This is a genomic window from Arcanobacterium urinimassiliense (assembly GCF_900119495.1).
Classification (GTDB): Bacteria; Actinomycetota; Actinomycetes; order Actinomycetales; family Actinomycetaceae; genus Arcanobacterium_A; species Arcanobacterium_A urinimassiliense.
The window spans coordinates 823004-841192 of record NZ_LT632435.1 but is presented as its reverse complement, the minus strand read 5'-3'; the positions used below and the strand labels follow the sequence as shown (position 1 = coordinate 841192).

Sequence of the window (18189 nt, the reverse complement as noted above, 5' to 3'; positions counted from 1 at the left end):
TGGTTGGAACACTCTCCCGCTATAATTTTCTTTCCCTATCGCGTCGCGGCGAAATAGGTAATTAAATCACGAAATTAATCAATTTAGGTTCGCGCACGATTATTTTCCGCGGCTCACCATCTAGGAATTGCTGAATTCGCGGCGATGCCAATGCTTGTGCCTGCAAATCAGCAGCGCTAATATCTCTCGGTACTTCCAGCCGATCGCGCACTTTACCCTGCACTTGCACCACACAAGTGACGGTGTTGTCTACTAGCAGCGATTTATCGCTAACTTCCGGGAAAGGTACGCGTGCTAAAGAAGTAGTATGCCCCAACAGTTCCCAAAGCTCTTCAGCAATATGCGGAGCTACGGGAGCTACCATTATTACCAATGCTTCGGCAGCAGCGCGGGGCACTGCCATTCCAGTTAGGTGGTTATTAAACATGATGAGCTTGGCAATTGCCGTATTTATATGCATCTGCCCGTAATCATCTTGTACTCCCGCAATTGTGCGCGCCAGCAGTTTTGCTGTTTCACCTTCGGGAGCTTCCTCCGTTACGATTACTTTTCCACTCTCTTCATCGATGATATTCCGCCACAGCCGCTGTAAGAAGCGTTGTGATCCAATTACCGCACGTGTCTCCCATGGGCGAGATATGTCGAGCGGACCCATTGACATCTCATAAAGCCGGAAAGTATCAGCACCGTAGGTCGCACACATTTCATCTGGAGTGACTATATTCTTCAGCGATTTACCCATCTTTCCGTATTCTCGGTAGACGGTTTGCCCCTTCCAGGTAAATGTGGGTTCGCCTTCCCCATCGGCAGGCATTTGCTCTTCCACTTCATCAGCCGGCACGTACTGGCCGCGACTATCGGTATAGGCATAAGCCTGCACATAGCCTTGATTAAACAACTTGTGGAAAGGCTCGCAAGAACTTACATACCCTAAATCGTAAAGTACTTTATGCCAGAAACGCGCATAGAGTAGATGCAAGACGGCGTGCTCCACTCCTCCTACATAGAGATCAGTACCGCCAGATTCTTTTCCAGCTTTTGGCCCCATCCAGTAGGCTTCATTTTCACTTGCCACAAATTCTTGGTGGTTGTGTGGATCTAGATAACGCAATTCATACCAACAAGAACCGGCCCAGTTCGGCATGGTATTAGTATCGCGGAAATACTCTTTTTCACCGTCTCCTAAATCGAGGCGCACCCGCACCCAATCCGTCAATCTCCCTAAAGGTGGTTCGGGCTGTGAATCGGCGTCATCCGGATCGTAGGAACGCGGAGAATAATCTGGAATATCGGGAAGTTCTATCGGCAGCATTTGCTCCGGCAGAGCGTGTACATTCCCATCTGCGTCATAAACTATCGGGAAAGGCTCTCCCCAGTAGCGCTGCCGGCTGAAAAGCCAATCCCGCAACCGATAAGAAATACTTTCTTTTCCGCAGCCTTGCTTTTCCATCCAGTCCGTAATTAGTTTCTTACCTTCGCTAATTCCTAGACCGTTTAGAGAAATATCGGCATTGGCGGAATTGATTATTACTCCATCTTCCACCCAGGCACTTTCGCCGTCAAAATCCGCCGGAGCCTGCATAGTTGGGATAATATCGAGATCAAATTTCTTCGCGAAATCGAAATCGCGCTGGTCATGTGCAGGCACCGCCATAATTGCACCAGTACCGTAGCCCATCATCACATAGTCAGCGGTAAATACGGGAATCTCTTTCCCGTTCACCGGATTCTTAGCATATAGACCAGTGAATACGCCGGTCTTTTCTTTATCGAGGGCGCTGCGGTCCATATCGGATTTACGAGCCGCCTGCTTCTGATAGGCATGCACAGCTTCTTGTGGATTGCTATAACCGCCAGTCCAAGGAGTGCGAGTACCTGCTGGCCAATTAGCTGGGATATTCTCGGCTTCTTGTAATAGCGGATGCTCGGGGGAAACTACCATAAAAGTAGCTCCAAAAAGAGTATCTGGGCGAGTAGTAAATACGCGCAAGGTCTCGGAGCCAGCGGCATGCTGCAGCACGAAAGCTACTTCTGCTCCAATCGATTTCCCAATCCAGTTGCGCTGCATAAGCCGCACTTTTTCCGGCCAGTCCACCATATCCAGATCCATTACCAAGCGATCTGCATAGTCGGTAATACGCATCATCCACTGCCGCAGATTGCGCTTGAATACCGGATAATTGCCGCGTTCAGAGCGCCCTTCTGCTGTCACTTCTTCATTTGCCAATACGGTGCCTAGTCCTGGGCACCAATTCACCGGGGCAAAATCAATATAGGCGAGGCGGCGCGAATTTACGGCTTGCTCCTGCTCGGCTTTATTCAGTTCTGCCCACTCTCGCCCATCGGGAGTGGAAATGGAGCCATCTTTATAGCCAGCAATTAGTTCCGAAATCGGCCGAGCCCGCCCGCGCGTTCCAGCTTTTCTGCCCGGCGCTTCCGGATCGTACCAAGAATTAAAAATTTGCAAGAAAATCCACTGCGTCCAACGCATATAGTCCACATCAGTTGTGGCAAAAGAACGGCGCTTTTCATGCGAAAGCCCAAGACGGCGCAACTGCCGGCGCATATTCTCAATGTTTTCTTCGGTAGTTATCCGCGGATGCTGCCCTGTCTGCACTGCATATTGCTCTGCCGGTAATCCGAAGGCGTCGTAGCCCATCGTATAGAGGACGTTTTTCCCCTGCATCCGCTGATAGCGAGCAATGGTATCAGTGGCGATAAAACCTAGCGGATGGCCTACGTGTAAGCCTTTTCCAGAAGGATAAGGAAACATATCTAGTAGATAAAAAGATTCCTTCGGTAGCTCTCCGGAAGTGGCTAGATCACCTACCGGATTGGGAGCATTAAAAGTTTCTTCTTTTTCCCAGCGCTCTTGCCATTTAGCTTCTATCTTATTAGCGAGTTCTGCCGTATAGCGATATGGGAGCGCTGCCGCTTCACTACTCATAGTTTCTCCTCTAGATGTTTATCTATCTCCCCCATAGTAGCGCAGAGAAAATTGGAAATATACCTAGATATTTTGCTTTGCCGCCTACTTCACGCCGGTATTTCACCCCGCATTCTGAGTTTTTTAGATTTAGACTTAGAGCATGAGTGTTTTTCAAAAAATTATTTGTGGAGAATTTCCCGGCCGTTTTGTATGGGAAGATGAAATTTGCGTAGCTTTTGCCACGATTGAGCCGGTGACGCCGGGGCACGTATTGGTAGTACCACGCCAAGCGATAGATAAATATAGTGATGTAGCTCCAGAAGATTTTGCTCACCTAGCTAAAGTGGCACAAATAATCGGGCGTGCCCAGGAAAAAGCTTTTCAGGTGCCACGCTCTATCCTCACTATTTTAGGATTCGAAGTACCGCATACCCATATACACGTAATTCCAGCCACTTCCGAAGCAGATGGGAATTTGGCACGAGCACAAGCAGCTAGCGCCGAGGAACTAGATGCAGCTATGGAAAAACTGCGGAGCGCTCTGCAGGGTTTAGGGTATGGCTCTAACGTGCCTGCCGATATGCATCATTTACGCTCCACTGCTTTGCAGTGACGCTACTTTAAGTATTTCGAACGTTCCTCTGCCGTATTATTTGTAGCGATATGAGTATTTACAGCGAAATTTTTGCCGGGCGCGCCCCAGGCAGATTTGTATGGGAAGATGAGGTCTGCGTAGTTTTAGCTACGATTGAACCGGTGACGCCGGGGCACGTATTGGTGGTACCACGCTTGGAAGTAGATAAATACTTCGATTTACCACCCCAGATATTTGCCCATTTGGTAAAGACCGCCCAGATAATCGGGCGCGCCCAAGAAACAGCTTTTCATACCACAGGTTCGATACTCACCATTATGGGATTTTCCGTACCGCATGTGCATCTACACCTGATACCGGCTAATCCGGCAGATGTGCACAATTTCCGAAAAGCTGCTCCGCAAGCACATAAAAATTTGGAAGCTCCTATGCAGAAACTGCGGCAAGTTTTAATTGATATGGGTTACGGCGAATTTGTGCCCGATTTATGCCAATTAAAAAATAAATTATGAGCTACTCGAACTATAGAAGCTATTTAGGCTATATAAGCTACCGGAGCTACCCTCCCGCTAGAACAGAGCGGAAAATTTGCCGCCAAGCTGAAAAATCCCCAAGGCTATAAGAATTCCATAGAGTAAAAATACGCATAGAAAACGGTTGCGCACTAAAAATTGACCGACGCCGCGCCCTTTATCTCCCCAATGGCCACCTTGGAGAGAACGGCTGATCAGAAGCACAATAATGGGAATAGTGGCCAGCCAGACGATAAAGCAATAGGGGCAAATAGTACCTGATACGAAAAAGGATTCGTATACAAACCAGATAATCCATAGCAATCCGCCAGCTGCCCCGATACTGAGCACTCGCCAAAGTAATGAGTGGAACCGACCGCGAGCTAAAAGCACTAGTGCCAGCATGAATAGCGCCGAAAAAGCTGCTAAACCCCATACCGAATTGGAAATTCCGAAGAAAATTTCATTTTGCCAGGTGCCTATCCATTTTCCACAACCAATAAGCGGGTTCACGTCACAGACTAAAGCTGCTTCGGGATCTTGTAGATGGGTCTTTTCCGCGGTAATTAATCCGAGAGAAGCCACCACCCCCAGAAAAGAACAGATTGCTAAACAGAGAGCCGTAGCGAGCCCAGCACCACCTGCTTCTTGCCATGCATCGGGAGCACCGGAAAGTTTCTGGAGCCGTCTCTCTACTTCTGCAGCAGAAAGTTCCTCCAGTTCTGCGTCTAAATCTTTATTTCGCATTTCCGGCACTTCTTTCTCTTTTCGTAGTTTCTCTCTCCGCAGATGCTACCTGTTGCAGCTGCAAAGATTCCGCGTCGTTATTAGCTTCCCGTTACTAGCTTTCCAGCTTAGTAATTTCACATTTTAGCGGGCAGTATATTTGGCAATAAAATCAGCTGTTTCTTCCCAGCCTTTCACTGCATAGGTGGCAATACCTAGCCGTTTTACTGGATAGTCATTTCCGCCCTCGTCGAGGCGATCGCCAATAAAGAGCATCTGTGAAATTGCAATGCCGGTTTCTTCCGCTAAAGCTGCTATTCCGTAGGCTTTATCTACTCCTTTTTGAGTCACGTCAATAGACGTAGACCCCCCACTGCGCACTTCTAATTCTGGGAGCCGCCGCGCCACTCTTTCCCGCAGAGCTTCCTTTTTTTCTCCGTTCGGATCCCAAGCTTTTTTCGCTTCCAAAGGCGCCTGCTGGCCTAATGCAGAAAAAGTAATCTGGGAACCTCGGTCTTCTAAAATTGGCCCCCAAGTCTCTGTTTCCCATACTCCGAGCTGTTTCGCTTCTTCTTCTAAGACTCTTTTAGTTTTCTCACGCAATTCCACCGGTAAATCACGAGCGTAGAGCGTTTCCCATTTTCCATTTCGATAGCGCAAATAACGAGTACCGCAGGTAGGCATAATATGCAGATTCTCTAGCTTAGCTCCCACACTTTCCAAACCTGCCAAGAGCTGAGTACGAAACTGGGCAAAATTTCCACCGGATATCACGCATACGGGGGTGTCCACTAATAATTTTTTTAATTCCTCCCCCATTCGCGGCGGTAGTGGAGACTTCGAAGGAGCCAAGGTGTCATCTAAATCGAAAGCGAGTAGCGCATAGCTCTCCATAGGTTCCTCTTCTTTCTTTCTTTCTTTCTAATTTCATAGCTGCTTTTCATTCCATTATTTCCACAGCAAATAGACAGCTTAAATTATACTAAAATTAACTAAACGACTTATCTACCTAAGAGACTTATCTACCCGAGAGAAATTCTATGCCCGATACCCATCTGAATTCTAAAAAAGATTCCCCCCTCTCCGCACATATACCATTGGTTTTGCAGATAGCTGCGGGCTGGGCATGGCGGCTGTTAATCATCGCTGCAACTTTAGCTCTCGGTGGTTGGCTACTCCTAAAGTTTTCCACTCTCCTTATTTCTTTACTCGCCGCTATATTGATGACGGTATTGGTGGAGCCAATTGCCGCCGGCGCGCGCCGCAAGTTACATCTTCCTCCCGCTGCTGGAGCCGCCCTTGGATTATTTGCAATTTTGTTTATTATCTTTGGCATTTTAGGAACTTCTGGCACGGCACTTTACAAAGGATTTTCAGAGCTGGGCAGCAATCTAGAAAAAGGAATGCAAAGCATTTTTAGCTGGATAAACGCCAGTTTTCCGGGCGCGCAAGCCGAATTAGATAATGCTTGGAATTCATTGCAAAATGCGGCACGCGGAAATAGTCAACATATTTTGGGCGGTGTAATGGCCGTAGGCTCTTCCGTAACTTCTTTCTTGACGGGAGCAGTGCTGGCCTTCTTTGCATTATTCTTTTTCTTAAAAGATGGACGCCGCATCTGGCATTGGTTTGTACGCTTAGCTCCCCCTCCTTATCGCGATGCAATCAATGAAGCCGGTATCCGCGGGTGGGTAACTATTGGGAATTATATGCGCACCCAGGTAATAGTGGCCTTTGTAGATGCCTTGGGAATAACGATTATTGCTCTCCTACTGCGCACCCCTATTACAATTGCTCTGCCAATTTTTGCACTAGTCTTTTTAGGCTCTTTTATTCCGATAATTGGAGCTTTTCTTTCCGGAGCAATAGCAGTACTAATAGTGCTGGTAAATACCGGCAGTCCCTTTATGGCTTTATTAATGTTTGGCGGAGTAATTTTAGTGCAACAAGTAGAAGGCAATCTTTTACAGCCACTTCTCCAAGGAAATGCTTTAAATATGCACGCTTTAGCGATTGTGCTGCTGGTAACCGGCGGCTCCGCAGTAGCCGGAGTAGTGGGAGCCCTATTTGCGGTACCGATAGCAGCAGCTATAAATAGTGCGGTGCTCTATTTGCTGGGCCATGATTCTTTCCCCTATCTACAAGATAATAAAAACCGCCCGGGCGGAGCCCCGCAGCCTTTCTCTACTTATACCGAACTACATTGGCAGCAATTTAACGAAAATGCCGCCCGGCAAGGAGCGAAAAAACAGCAGAAACTGCGGAAAAATTCGCATAAAAAATAGCAACTGCGCCCTATCTCCCGAAAGTTGCTCCAAATTGCTAGTCTAGAAGTAGTAATGCAGGAGAGGCATTGAAGGAAGTATGAAATGGATCTTACTCCCAGTAATGAAAATTACTTAAAACATATTTGGCAGTTATCAGAGTGGCCGAGTGCCAGTGTAGAGAATAGCGGAGCAGCTCCCAAAGATATTGCTGAACGCATGGAGTTGAGCCCTTCTACCGTTTCGGAAGGTATTAAAAAACTCGCCGCGCTGGGGTTAGTACATCATCATCGCTACGGAAATGTATCTCTCACTCCGAAGGGCACAGAAATTGCTCTTAATATGGTGCGAAAACATCGCTTAATTGAAACTTTTTTAGTAGCAGAGCTCGGCTATGGCTGGGACGAGGTACATGCAGAAGCAGAAGCTTTAGAGCATACGGTGTCAGATATTTTTATCGAACGTATCGATAAGTTACTGGGATACCCCACCCATGACCCCCACGGAGATTCTATTCCCAGCGCAAGTGGAAAAATTTCCCGGGTAGAGGCAGTGCGAATTGCCGATTTATCTACCCCTGGAGAGGTAGAAGTAGTGCGCGTATCCGATAAGAATTCCGAAATTTTAAGCTATTTGGCCGATATGGGGATTAAACCGCATACCACGATTAAAATCGCGAGCTTAAAACCAGCTTTAGGAATTATTTCGGTAGATACTGGGCAAAAACAACTTGATTTATCATTCACTATTGCACGGCAAATTTGGGTACGCCAACCCTAGTTAGGAAAAGTGACACCCGCGCTTTTATCTACTAAATTCGCTACCTCAATTCTCTATTCCAATTCTCTACCCTAAATTCCTAATTCACCCTAATTCCGCAATACTGCATCGGCAGTAATCTGGAATTATTAAAAGCCCACTGGGTGGAATAGTAAATAAATTTGCCGGCGGATTTTTCGACGGATTTCCGGCCAGCGGAGCGGAATTTTGGGAATTGCCAGAATGGGGCGAATTACGAGAATTAGCAGAATTTTGTGGCGCCGGAAACGGCGAATTGTGGGTGGAAAAATTATTAAACATCTTCTTAGCTCCTTCACTACTCTTTAAAAAATTCTCCTCTTCGCCTCCGAAATTTTTCTTGACTCTCTGCTCTCTTCAGCACTTGCCTCCGCATTAGCGCAGTTCAGTAAAGTAAGATTTCCTGCAATATCGCCACTATAGGGAAGGTCACACCGATAAACTTGCGCCTTTTCAATCTTTGTGGAATTCTAAAACTGTTCATCCAGAGCAGCAGAGAGACTCGGCTCTTTGAAGCTGCAGCAACCCGGATAGACGGGTGCTAATGCCGAGATCGATGGAGGTAAAATGATTGAGTTACAGGAAGTAACGAAAATATATCCCCGAAAAGGGCAAGATCCGGTAGTAGCCTTGGATCATTTAAGTCTTTCCGTGTCTGAAGGTAGTATCCACGGTATTGTGGGTGAATCTGGCGCTGGAAAATCTACTCTTATTCGGTGTCTTACCGCCTTGGAGCATCCCACTTCCGGTTCGGTACAGGTAGCAGGGAAAAATTTCACGGAACTCAATCCCAAAGAATTGCGGGAAGCTCGCCGCGAAATCGGTATGGTTTTTCAAGGCGCTAATCTTTTAAGTGCCCGTACTGCCGGAGCAAATGTGGAATATCCACTGAAAATAGCCGGTGTACCCGCCGCCGAACGCAAAAAGCGAATTAGCGAACTTTTTAAGCTGGTGGGTTTAGAGGGGCGCGAAGGCTCCTACCCTGCCCAACTTTCCGGTGGGCAGCGCCAGCGCGTGGGTATAGCGCGTGCTATCGCTACTAATCCTTCTGTATTACTTGCTGACGAACCTACTTCTGCTCTAGATATGGAGACTACGGAGCAGATTCTAGATTTGATTAAGAATGTGCAGCGCCAGACCGGAGTTACGGTCGTAGTAATTACCCACGAAATGCCCGTGGTACGAAAGATTTGTGATTCGGTGACGCTACTAGAAGCGGGGCGGATTGTAGAATCGAAAGAAATTTCCCAAGCGGTTTCGGTACCGAATTCTCCGCTCAGTTTGAAACTTATTCCGCGGCCAAAAATAGAGAATTACGATCTTTCTGGAAAAGATTTAATAGATATTTTCTTTACTGCCCATCCGCAGGAGCCAGCCGGAGCCAAAGTGATTGGTTTAGTGGCACAGCTCGGAGCGGATATTGCCGCTGGCCTATTCGAAACGGTAGGAAAAATTCAGGTATCGCGAATTGCCTTAACTGTACCCAGCCCTAATACGGAAAAAGTACTAGCCGAGCTGAAAAATAACGGAATTTTTGCGGAGGTGCGGAGCTAATGAGTCTACTACAAAGCACTGCTACTCTGGCTGCTACGACTATACAAGCTGGAGATACTTTTATAAATAATGAAGCAATCCAGCAAAAGCTTTTGGAATCTATCTGGGAAACTATCCTCATGGTAGGGGTTTCCACTTTCTTCACGATTCTGCTCGGAATTCCTTTGGGAGTTTATCTGGCGGAGAGTCGTAAAGGAGGGCTAATTTCCAGCCCTATCGGAAATCGAATCATTGGCACTATAGTCAATCTGGGAAGAGCTATTCCTTTTATCATTCTGGCTATTATCGTACTCTTTGCGATTCGAGCTTTGAACTTTCCTTGGCTGACGGCCGTCGGCTGGCAGGCTTTCACCATCGCTTTAGCAGTTTCTGCTATTCCTTATTTTGCCCGAATGGTTGAATCTAATGTACTCGCCATCGAGCCGGGGAAAGTAGAAGCCGCCCAGATGATGGGAGCACGCCCCCTCCACATCATGGCGGGAGTATTGGTAAAAGAATCTTTGCCCTCTATTATTCAGTCTTGTTCCATTATTACGATTACTATCATCGGCTACTCGGCCATGGCTTCTGCAGTAGGTGGCGGCGGTCTAGGTGCCCTAGCTATTAATTACGGCTATCAACGTTATAATCTTGATGTGATAGTAATAGTGGTAGTTGTCATTCTAATTATGGTGCAGATCGTCCAGATGGTCGGCGACATGCTCAGCCGGCTGGTAGATCACCGCTGAGGCGATACCAGCCGGGAGCCACCGGGCTTTAGCTTCGGCATCACTATACATATTTTAAAGTAACTTTATTTAACTAAATCCATATATATAAACCGCAACTTTTAAAGATTGCGGGAAAGGAAAAATCATGCGTACTTCAACTATTACTAAGATATCTGCAGCTTTGTTGGCTGGAGCTCTAGCCCTTACCGCCTGCTCTGGCAGTGCAGAAAAAGAGAGCAAAGACGGCGAGCATTTGACGAAGCTGGTAGTGGGAGCTTCCCCAGTACCGCACGCCGATATTCTGAAATTCGTAGATGATAATCTCGCGAAAGATGCGGGCATCGATTTGGAAATTAAAGAATACACCGACTACGTGCAGCCGAATGCCGCTCTCGATGCGGGCGAATTAGACGTTAACTTCTTTCAGCACCTACCTTATCTAGAGCAGGAAATAAAAGATAAGAAATATAATTTGGAAGGTGGCAAAGGCATACATATTGAGCCCTACGCACTTTTCTCGAAGAAGTATAAGTCGGTAGCCGATATTAAAGATGGCGAAACCATTCTGGTAAATAACGATCCGTCTAATCAGGCGCGGGCTCTGAAGTTGCTGGAATCACAGGGTCTAATCGAATTGAAGAAAGTAGATAATCCTTCGCTGCTGGATATTACGGGAAGTAAGAAAAACATCAAGGTAGTGGAAGCCGAAGCTCCGGCAATTCCGATACAGCTACCAGATGTGGGGGCAGCCGTAATTAACGGTAACTTTGCGCTGGAAGCTGGTTTAGTGCCGGCTAAAGAAGCCTTGGCTATCGAGGATGGAAAAGATAACCCCTATGCCAATATCATAGCTTGGCGTAAGGATTCGAAGAAAGCAGAAGCTATCGCAATCCTTGAAAAGCTGCTGCACTCTCCAGAAGTAGCTCAGTTCATTAAAGATAAGTACCCGAATGGAGAAATTATTCCGGCTTTCTAAAAGCTAAGTTCTAGAAGCTGAATAATTTATCTAGACTAATATAGCGAGGCGGTGCTCTTTTAAAGAGCACCGCCTCGCTTGTTGTTTCTGCTAAAAATTTTACCTAAGGCTTGTCTACGCTTAAGAGCTAAGCAGAGATAAAAACTATACGAAAATTCTTCCTTCTTTATCAGCCGGAGCAAGTATCCCCATCACTGCATCTATAAGTGCCAAAATTGCCGGCACACTCGTCCAGAAGAAAATTAAATATACTAGCGCTGCCGAAATATGGCCAGAATAAAATTTATGCGCTCCTACTCCGCCGAGTAGTAAAGCGAGTACTACGTAAGCCACTTTACTCACTCGTTTCGGATTCGGGTTCCGCCATACACTGCTAGCGGGAGGGAGATCGTCTGCTTCAGCACCGTACTTTTGCTCTGTGACCTGCGGAGCAGCCGGTATTCCCGAGAAAGTTCCTTCCGAAGCAAGCGGGCGCTGCACCACCAAGCGCTCTCCAGAACGAAATACTTCTACTTTTTCACCTATTACTGGATCTGCAAAAAGGCAATCTGAGCGCGGTATTTCCAGTAAATCTCCTTCCGGAGTGCCAATTTGCACAGTTTCTTCTGAAAAAGCGATTATTTTTGCCATATCAGCCTTCTCTCCAATTAAAATTTTCGCACTTAAAAGTATATACCTACTCTCTAAAGCTCTCTAGAACACTTCTAAAGAAATCAACCAAAGAAAACTCCATAAACACTCGCAAGGCACACAAATCACCTCTAAGAAAGCGCAGATTAAATCCGCGTGCTTTAGACTACTGCTATGGCTAAGGATGTAAAGAATTCAGCGAAGGCAGCAGCAGGAAGACCTCCGCGTACCAGCGGGCACACTTCAATAGTGAAATCCTCGCTCGTGATGTTCTTAGGGACTTTCACTTCCCGCATACTGGGAATGATTCGCTCCCCTATTCTGCTCACCTTAGTCTTGGGGCTAAATTCTCCGATTGCAAACTCTTTCGATATCGCTAATAAGCTGCCCAATATTATTTTCAGCATTATCGCCGGAGGGCTAATAAATGCGGTACTGGTGCCTTCTATTGTAAAGGCCTCTAGTGAACAAGAAGATGCAGGCAATACTTTTATTAATAAACTTCTCACCATCTCTATCGTCATACTGGGTGCTCTAACTTTCTTACTCACTCTCGCCACTCCTTTGGTGGTAAAGGCTTTTGCAGCTAGTTTGAATCAAGAGTGGTATGAAATGACGGTAATTTTCGCCTACTGGTGTTTACCGCAAATTTTTTTCTACGGTCTGTACGCCATAGTCGGAGAGATTCTAAATGCACGCGAAAACTTTGGTCCCTATATGTGGTCCCCTGTATTAAACAATGTGGTAGCAATTCTGGGACTCTTCATAATTCTAGGAGTTTTCGGATCTGCGAGCCCCGATAGCATCCAAAACGCATCGGTATGGCAAAGTACCCGCGGTCTAGTGCTAGTCGGCTTCTCCACCGCCGGCGTGGCATCTCAAGCATTAATCTTGTTTTGGCCCCTACACCGCTCCGGAATTCGCTTCCGTCCCGATTTCGCTTGGCGCAATTCCGGCCTCGGAGCAGCAGGAAAAGCTTCTCTCTGGGTTCTCTCTTTGACGCTTATTAGTCTCATCCCTACTGCTTTAGAGACGAATGTATCTGCCGGAGCTATGCAACGGGCGCTAAATGCCGGGATTGATACTGCTCTGGTAGCTGGGAATGCCGCCAGCTCAGTATCTTATGCTATCTGTGGTCTGCCCACTTCCCTGATTACGGTATCTATCTCGACGGCAATGTTTACGCGCCTAGCTAAAGCGGCTCGGCAGCGTAATTACCAAATCATGCGCAAGCAAGCCGCCTATACGGTAAATACGATTTCTGCTTTTAATTTCTTAGCACTCTCTCTGATTATTACTTTAGCTTTCCCCGTTTCCCGCGTCTTTGTGCCGGCCGGATCTGCTGGTGAAATTGCCTCTCTCGCCCACGTAATTATTCCGATGAGTTTTAGCTTGCTCGGCACCGGCGTCACAATCGTTTATAACCGCGTTTGCTACTCACTAAACGATATGCGCGGAGCTTTCTTTATGGCATTGCCTGGGCAAGCCGTCATGATAGTGGGCTATCTACTCTGCTCCTTCCTTCCTCCTACTCGTACCGTAAGCGGCGTAGGGGTAGTAATGAGCCTCTCCACTGCCACTACCGGAATATTACTGATTCTCTATTCGCGAAAACTTCTCCGCCATATCTACGGTCGCGATATTTTATGGGCACATTTAAAACTCGCTCTGATTGCTTTACTCATCACTATTCCGGGAGTGCTAGCTATTCATACGGTGGGAATAGAAAAAGTAACGGGAAGCTTCTTGGCGGCAGTCGCTACGATTTTGGTGGTGACGCCGATAATGGGCACATTTTTCTTACTGCTGTTAAAACTTTTCCGGGTACGTGAATTGCGCTCTATTTTACAAGCTTTAGCTATGGTAGCTGGGAAACTCGGATTGAAGAGCTTAGCGGCTCGCATTTCTGATTCTTAATCTTTGATTCCTAATTCTTAATTCCTGATTTCTAAAACTACAGCTTTGAACTGGATAAACACTGCCAGATGCGTGTCTGACCTCCTTTCTTCTTTATCTTCGATACACTTACGGTGTGCTTTTAAATTTGGAAGATATGGAAAAAGCGCAAGAATTGCGCCAGTTTATTGCTGATTCTCCTCACAGTGCGCTCACGCAAAATTTTGGCTGGGCAAAAGTAAAAAACAATTGGCAGCCACACTATTTTTATTTAGAAGAAGCCGGCAAAATCACCGCGGCTCTCTCCGTGCTCTCGATCTATGATAAGGCGATTGACGGCCGGTTTTTCTACGCTCCCCGCGGGCCAGTCTGCGCTCTAGAAGATATAGAGCGGGTGGCAGAACTTCTGGAAGAAGCTAGCGCCTATGCCCGCGCACATGGCGGCTTCTTATTGCGCGTAGATCCAGAAGTAGGAGAAAATTCAGAGCTAGAGAAGCTTTATAACCAACGTGGCTACTATTTCCAAAAAGACCACGGCGCCACCTCCCAGCCTCTGCAGAGCCTCGTGCTAGATTTTGCCGAGCATGGCTACCAAGATGCGGAAGAAATTCTCAATTCTCTCTCAAAGAGCACCCGTAAGACGGTACGCCGTTCTTATCGTCTAGGTATTAGCAATCGAGTAGGGAGCCGTGCTGATTTACCAGAGTTTTATCGCATTTTAGAGATTATGAATAAGTACCACGGTATTACTTACCGGCCGTACGATTATTTTGAGCGCCTCTACGATGCTTTTTCTGATAATGTGCGCCTGAGTTTCTCGATGTATGAAGGAGAAGCTATTGCCACTTCCCTACTGGTAATGCACGGCAATAGAGCCTTTTCCATGTATGGAGCAGATACCCATGAGCACAATTTAGGCCAGAGCTATCAAATCAATTTTGAAGAAATTAAATTCGCTTTCGAAAATGGCTACCGCTACTACGATATGGGCGGAATTTTTTCTACTGACGAAGCAGATGGCCTCTATCTTTTCAAGCGGAAATTCACTGCCGACGGAGTAGTAAATTGGATTGGGAATCTGGATATTCCGCTCGATGTGGCGAAATATGAACAATTTACGCAGCGAAAAAAGGCTTAGGCGCGGATATGAAAAATACGGAAAAAATTTTGCCAATTATTTTAGGCACCGATGAGAATTCTTATACAATTGCCCGTAGTTTTCACGCTGCTTTTGGGGAAAAAGTAGTGGTGTGTGGAGCCGGTATTCTATTGCCTTTTTATAAGAGTAAAATCGCAGATATCTACACAGCTGAACATTTCTCCAGTGATGGACGCATATTTAGCGATTTATTGAATTCGGTGTACGAAAAGTATCAAGAAAAAGCCGAAAAATTTATGCTTTTCGGGCCGACTGAAGAATATCTCAAACTTCTCTACACTAATTTAGAGAATTTAAATTTCACTCCCTTACTTCCTTATCCAGAAAAAGAGCTCGGTATTGCTTTGATGGATAAAAATTATTTCTATGGGCGAATGGAAGAATGCGGGGTGGAGATTCCCCGTACGCGCGTAGCAACCGCCGAAAATTATCGAGATGTGCTCTGGGAGGCGAAGCTTTTTATAAAAGCAGCTGATTACGAACTCTTTAATTCCTATGATTTTCCGCAAAAACATAAGGGATTTTTGGCAGAAAATGCCCAAGCAGCTCAGGATTATCTAGCGGCTGTCTACTCCAGTGGTTTTTCGGGCGAGATGCTTGTCCAGACCTATATTGCTGGTTCTAATAGGCAGGAGTATTCCGTCAATGGTTATCGCCGGCAAGATGGAGAATGCGTTTTCGTGCAGGCGCGTAGCATTCTCACCGACCAGCGCCCCATGTGGGTAGGGAACCATCTTCTTCTCACCGATAGCGATCGCCCTGATTTATATCCACTTTGCCAACGAGCACTAGAGAGTCTGGGGTACTACGGATTCTTTAACTTTGATTTCAAAGTAGATGCCCACACTGATAAGCCGTATATGTTGGAATTAAATACTCGCCTCGGGCGCAGTTTTTATTATGCAAACCTCAATGGAGTTAATTTTATTGAACAGGCGATGCGTGATTTCCAGGGCGCCGAAATGGCCCCGATAGAACGCCGACCTTTTAATTGGATTACCGCTACCCGCAGCGCAGTGGAGAAAATGCTCAGCGGAGAAGATTTAGCATATTTCCAAGCTCCAGATCGCTATGCCAATACGGGTAATGCGCTCGACTATCAGGTAGATTCTAATCCTCTGCGCACAGCGCGCATTGCCGGGCATCGGAAAAAATTAGGGGAAATTTTACCAGCGGCGGCGCAGGCATATACGGGTATGTAATTCTTCTCTTTGCCCGCCTACGTGGCGAATTCCCGATTCTTCTACGGCTAGTTGCGTGCGATAGTGGCGAAGAGCGGCACGTAAGCGATTTTCTTCTTTCTCGAGGAAGAAATAGCGTTCATTTACGGCCGCTTGCATGCTTTCCACCGCGTTAGAAGCAGCGGCAGAATTCGGAGCTTCGTCAATATTTGCAGCAGTGCCTAAGTTAGGGGCACTATCTGCCACCGGAGCAAACGCCGGAGAAGTCACTATCTCTAAAAAGTGGGCACCAGCGCGGCAAGCAGCAATACGTGTTGCTTCATGTGCTCGGATATGGTCTGGATGCCCATAAGTACCCGCATTGTCATAAGAAATTACCCACTTAATATTCTGATTTTTTATTAGCGCCTCAATATCTGCAGCGCTTTCCAGTAAAGAAGCAGCGGTAAAGGATTGGCGATCGTTATCTAAACTAGCACCCGCTCGATCTTTACTCACCCAGCGCATCCCCGAATCATGGTATCTACGAGGGGGAAGCCCCGCTGCGCGGGCCGGAGGCATGCCGAGAAAATAGTGAGAAATTTTTTCTCCCGCACCGAGCTCTGCTAAAGCGGCGAGAAGCTCCTTTTCCCGCACCTGCGTCAACTCTTCTTCACTCAGCCCTCCGTAGCCACTTTCGGGGCGAATTTCTCCTTTTTCCCCGCGTGTAGCGGTAAGAACTCCGAGAAAAGAATCAGTATTATTTTTCTTTCGTTCTTTACTTAAAGCACTTAGTAAGGCGCCGGTCGAAATAGTATCATCATCGGGGTGGGCATGTACAAAAAGCACATTCTCCGCAGCTAATTGGGCAAGCTCAGGCACTGGGGCTTTTTCCGGATGAAGCTTCTGCATATTTTGGCTATTACAACGTAGATCCATAAAAGCACGCGCTTCTTCGTACAGAACACGCAATTTATGCGCCGATTCTTTCCACGAATGCGCCAAGGCGTATTTACGCCCGCGCGCGCCCAGCTCTGCTGCCACCTGCGGATGGGTAATTAGATAGTTGATCTGTGCCGCCCAATCTGCTGGGTTGCGCGATTCTAAAAGTAGTCCCGTTTTTTCATCGCGCACTGATTCCCGCAATCCTCCCACGTCTGCAGCTATTACCGGCACACCGCTCGCCGCTGCTTCTAGGGCGACTAAACCATAAGTTTCGGAGTAAGAGGGGATCAGCAATCCGCGGGCACCCCGCATAAAATTCGCTATTTCTTCTGCGGGGCGGGCGCCGAGAAATTTTATTTCTTCGCTAAGATCTAAGTGATGCACGAGTTCGTGCATTTTTTCGGCATATCCGGGAGAATCTGAAGCTTCTCCTCCGGCAATATAAAGATGTGGGCGCTTTGCAAGCGGAATTTCTGCCCAAGTGCGGATAGCTAATTCAATCCCTTTTAAAGGCTGCAAGCGAGCGGCGAGTAAAAAGTAGTCTTTTTTATCCAGTTGACTCGACTGATTCGGCTGATCGGAGTCCAACTGACTCAGCTCATCTACCTGATTCTGTTTATCGGGCAGTGCCGATTTCGGATGTGGCGTAAATTTTTCGGTATCCACGCCCGGATGTACGATGCGGATACGCTCTGGAAATCCTTGGAGACGCCGCACCACAGTATCAGCTTCGGCCTGCGATACGGCGGCGATTATATCAGCATGCTGCGCAAGGTGTTTTTCTGCAGCTGGGCGTGCAGCTGCTTCTGCGCGCTCTCCCAATTCGAGCGCTGATTCTAGGCTAGGAGCGGCAATAGAATGATAGGAAACCACATGCGGAATATAGGCAATATTTTCCCAGCGTTTTCCCCCATTTTTTGCTAGTAATTCGAGCACTTCCAGAGCCGCTATACCGCTCATCCAATGCTGAGAGTGCAGCACATCCCAGGGATCTGCATCTTCTAAAAACTGTGCTAAGGAAGCAGAAAATTCAGAAATAAATTGCGGAAGTTCCCCTTTCGGATAACTGCGCGGAGCACCAGCGGGAAGGAAATGCAGGCGGAGCCGCGGAGCTATTTCAAAGCTTCCTCTCTCATCTGGTGCACTAGAGCGGGTATATATATCTACTTCGTCGCCGCCGGCTGCTAATTCGCGCGTTTGCCCCGCCACTGTTATATTCATTCCTCCCACTTCTCCGGAACCAGGAGAAGCAAAAGGATTAGTATGATAGCAAATTATTCCGATTTTCATGCGTTCACCAGCGCTTATAATATATCAGAGCAGACATATGGAGAT

General features: G+C 47.0%; 16 protein-coding genes and 1 riboswitch. Of the genes, 10 read left to right on the top strand and 6 right to left on the bottom strand.

What is annotated here, in order from left to right; translation table 11 throughout:
• Nucleotides 1-61: 61 nt before the first annotated feature.
• Nucleotides 62-2947, bottom strand: a complete 2886-nt coding sequence (leuS, locus tag BQ7117_RS03790; RefSeq protein ID WP_073996268.1) for a leucine--tRNA ligase — start codon at nucleotides 2945-2947, stop codon at nucleotides 62-64.
• 142 nt (nucleotides 2948-3089) lie between these two features.
• Here leuS and BQ7117_RS03785 point away from each other — a divergent pair, with 142 nt between their 5' ends.
• Both BQ7117_RS03785 and BQ7117_RS03780 read left to right on the top strand, forming a co-directional pair.
• On the top strand, nucleotides 3090-3542 hold the full coding sequence (locus tag BQ7117_RS03785; RefSeq protein WP_073996267.1) for an HIT family protein: 453 nt from the start codon (nucleotides 3090-3092) through the stop codon (nucleotides 3540-3542).
• A gap of 50 nt (nucleotides 3543-3592) precedes the next feature.
• Complete coding sequence (locus BQ7117_RS03780) at nucleotides 3593-4036, top strand: HIT family protein (protein WP_073996266.1); 444 nt, start codon at nucleotides 3593-3595, stop codon at nucleotides 4034-4036.
• A 57-nt stretch (nucleotides 4037-4093) separates the two neighbouring features.
• Here BQ7117_RS03780 and BQ7117_RS03775 read toward each other — a convergent pair whose 3' ends face one another.
• Nucleotides 4094-4783 (bottom strand): vitamin K epoxide reductase family protein, encoded by a 690-nt coding sequence (locus tag BQ7117_RS03775; RefSeq protein ID WP_237563085.1) that lies wholly within the window; start codon nucleotides 4781-4783, stop codon nucleotides 4094-4096.
• A gap of 123 nt (nucleotides 4784-4906) precedes the next feature.
• On the bottom strand, nucleotides 4907-5656 hold the full coding sequence (locus BQ7117_RS03770) for an HAD-IIB family hydrolase (protein WP_073996262.1): 750 nt from the start codon (nucleotides 5654-5656) through the stop codon (nucleotides 4907-4909).
• 146 nt (nucleotides 5657-5802) lie between these two features.
• On the opposite strand from BQ7117_RS03770, the gene BQ7117_RS03765 reads away from it, so the two are divergent.
• Both BQ7117_RS03765 and BQ7117_RS03760 read left to right on the top strand, forming a co-directional pair.
• Nucleotides 5803-7047 (top strand): AI-2E family transporter, encoded by a 1245-nt coding sequence (locus BQ7117_RS03765; RefSeq protein ID WP_073996261.1) that lies wholly within the window; start codon nucleotides 5803-5805, stop codon nucleotides 7045-7047.
• An 84-nt stretch (nucleotides 7048-7131) separates the two neighbouring features.
• On the top strand, nucleotides 7132-7806 hold the full coding sequence (locus BQ7117_RS03760) for a metal-dependent transcriptional regulator (protein WP_073996259.1): 675 nt from the start codon (nucleotides 7132-7134) through the stop codon (nucleotides 7804-7806).
• A gap of 84 nt (nucleotides 7807-7890) precedes the next feature.
• Here BQ7117_RS03760 and BQ7117_RS03755 read toward each other — a convergent pair whose 3' ends face one another.
• On the bottom strand, nucleotides 7891-8106 hold the full coding sequence (locus BQ7117_RS03755) for a hypothetical protein (protein ID WP_073996258.1): 216 nt from the start codon (nucleotides 8104-8106) through the stop codon (nucleotides 7891-7893).
• A gap of 195 nt (nucleotides 8107-8301) precedes the next feature.
• Nucleotides 8302-8387: riboswitch (SAM riboswitch) on the top strand.
• A gap of 4 nt (nucleotides 8388-8391) precedes the next feature.
• Here BQ7117_RS03755 and BQ7117_RS03750 point away from each other — a divergent pair.
• From BQ7117_RS03750 to BQ7117_RS03740, 3 genes are all read left to right on the top strand, one after another.
• Nucleotides 8392-9378, top strand: coding sequence for a methionine ABC transporter ATP-binding protein (locus BQ7117_RS03750; protein WP_073996257.1), 987 nt, complete (start codon nucleotides 8392-8394; stop codon nucleotides 9376-9378).
• Entirely contained in the window at nucleotides 9378-10106 is a 729-nt protein-coding gene (locus BQ7117_RS03745; protein ID WP_073996256.1) for a methionine ABC transporter permease, read from the top strand. The genes BQ7117_RS03750 and BQ7117_RS03745 overlap by 1 nt, the downstream gene beginning before the upstream one ends.
• A gap of 127 nt (nucleotides 10107-10233) precedes the next feature.
• Nucleotides 10234-11064: a MetQ/NlpA family ABC transporter substrate-binding protein gene (locus tag BQ7117_RS03740; RefSeq protein WP_073996255.1), complete on the top strand. Its 831-nt coding sequence runs from the start codon at nucleotides 10234-10236 to the stop codon at nucleotides 11062-11064.
• 144 nt (nucleotides 11065-11208) lie between these two features.
• Here BQ7117_RS03740 and BQ7117_RS07550 read toward each other — a convergent pair whose 3' ends face one another.
• The gene (locus BQ7117_RS07550; RefSeq protein ID WP_084789870.1) at nucleotides 11209-11694 is read right to left on the bottom strand and encodes a TM2 domain-containing protein; all 486 of its coding nucleotides are present in this window, start codon (nucleotides 11692-11694) and stop codon (nucleotides 11209-11211) included.
• A gap of 174 nt (nucleotides 11695-11868) precedes the next feature.
• Between BQ7117_RS07550 and murJ the strand changes: the two genes are divergently transcribed.
• From murJ to BQ7117_RS03720, 3 genes are all read left to right on the top strand, one after another.
• Nucleotides 11869-13611, top strand: coding sequence for a murein biosynthesis integral membrane protein MurJ (gene murJ, locus BQ7117_RS03730; protein ID WP_073996254.1), 1743 nt, complete (start codon nucleotides 11869-11871; stop codon nucleotides 13609-13611).
• A gap of 115 nt (nucleotides 13612-13726) precedes the next feature.
• Nucleotides 13727-14728, top strand: a complete 1002-nt coding sequence (locus tag BQ7117_RS03725) for a lipid II:glycine glycyltransferase FemX (RefSeq protein ID WP_073996252.1) — start codon at nucleotides 13727-13729, stop codon at nucleotides 14726-14728.
• A gap of 8 nt (nucleotides 14729-14736) precedes the next feature.
• A complete protein-coding gene (locus tag BQ7117_RS03720) occupies nucleotides 14737-15951 on the top strand; it encodes a carboxylate--amine ligase (RefSeq protein ID WP_073996251.1) in 1215 nt (404 codons plus the stop codon).
• Here the strand turns inward: BQ7117_RS03720 and BQ7117_RS03715 are convergent.
• A complete protein-coding gene (locus tag BQ7117_RS03715; RefSeq protein ID WP_073996250.1) occupies nucleotides 15916-18144 on the bottom strand; it encodes a glycosyltransferase in 2229 nt (742 codons plus the stop codon). The genes BQ7117_RS03720 and BQ7117_RS03715 overlap by 36 nt on opposite strands.
• Nucleotides 18145-18189: the final 45 nt, after the last annotated feature.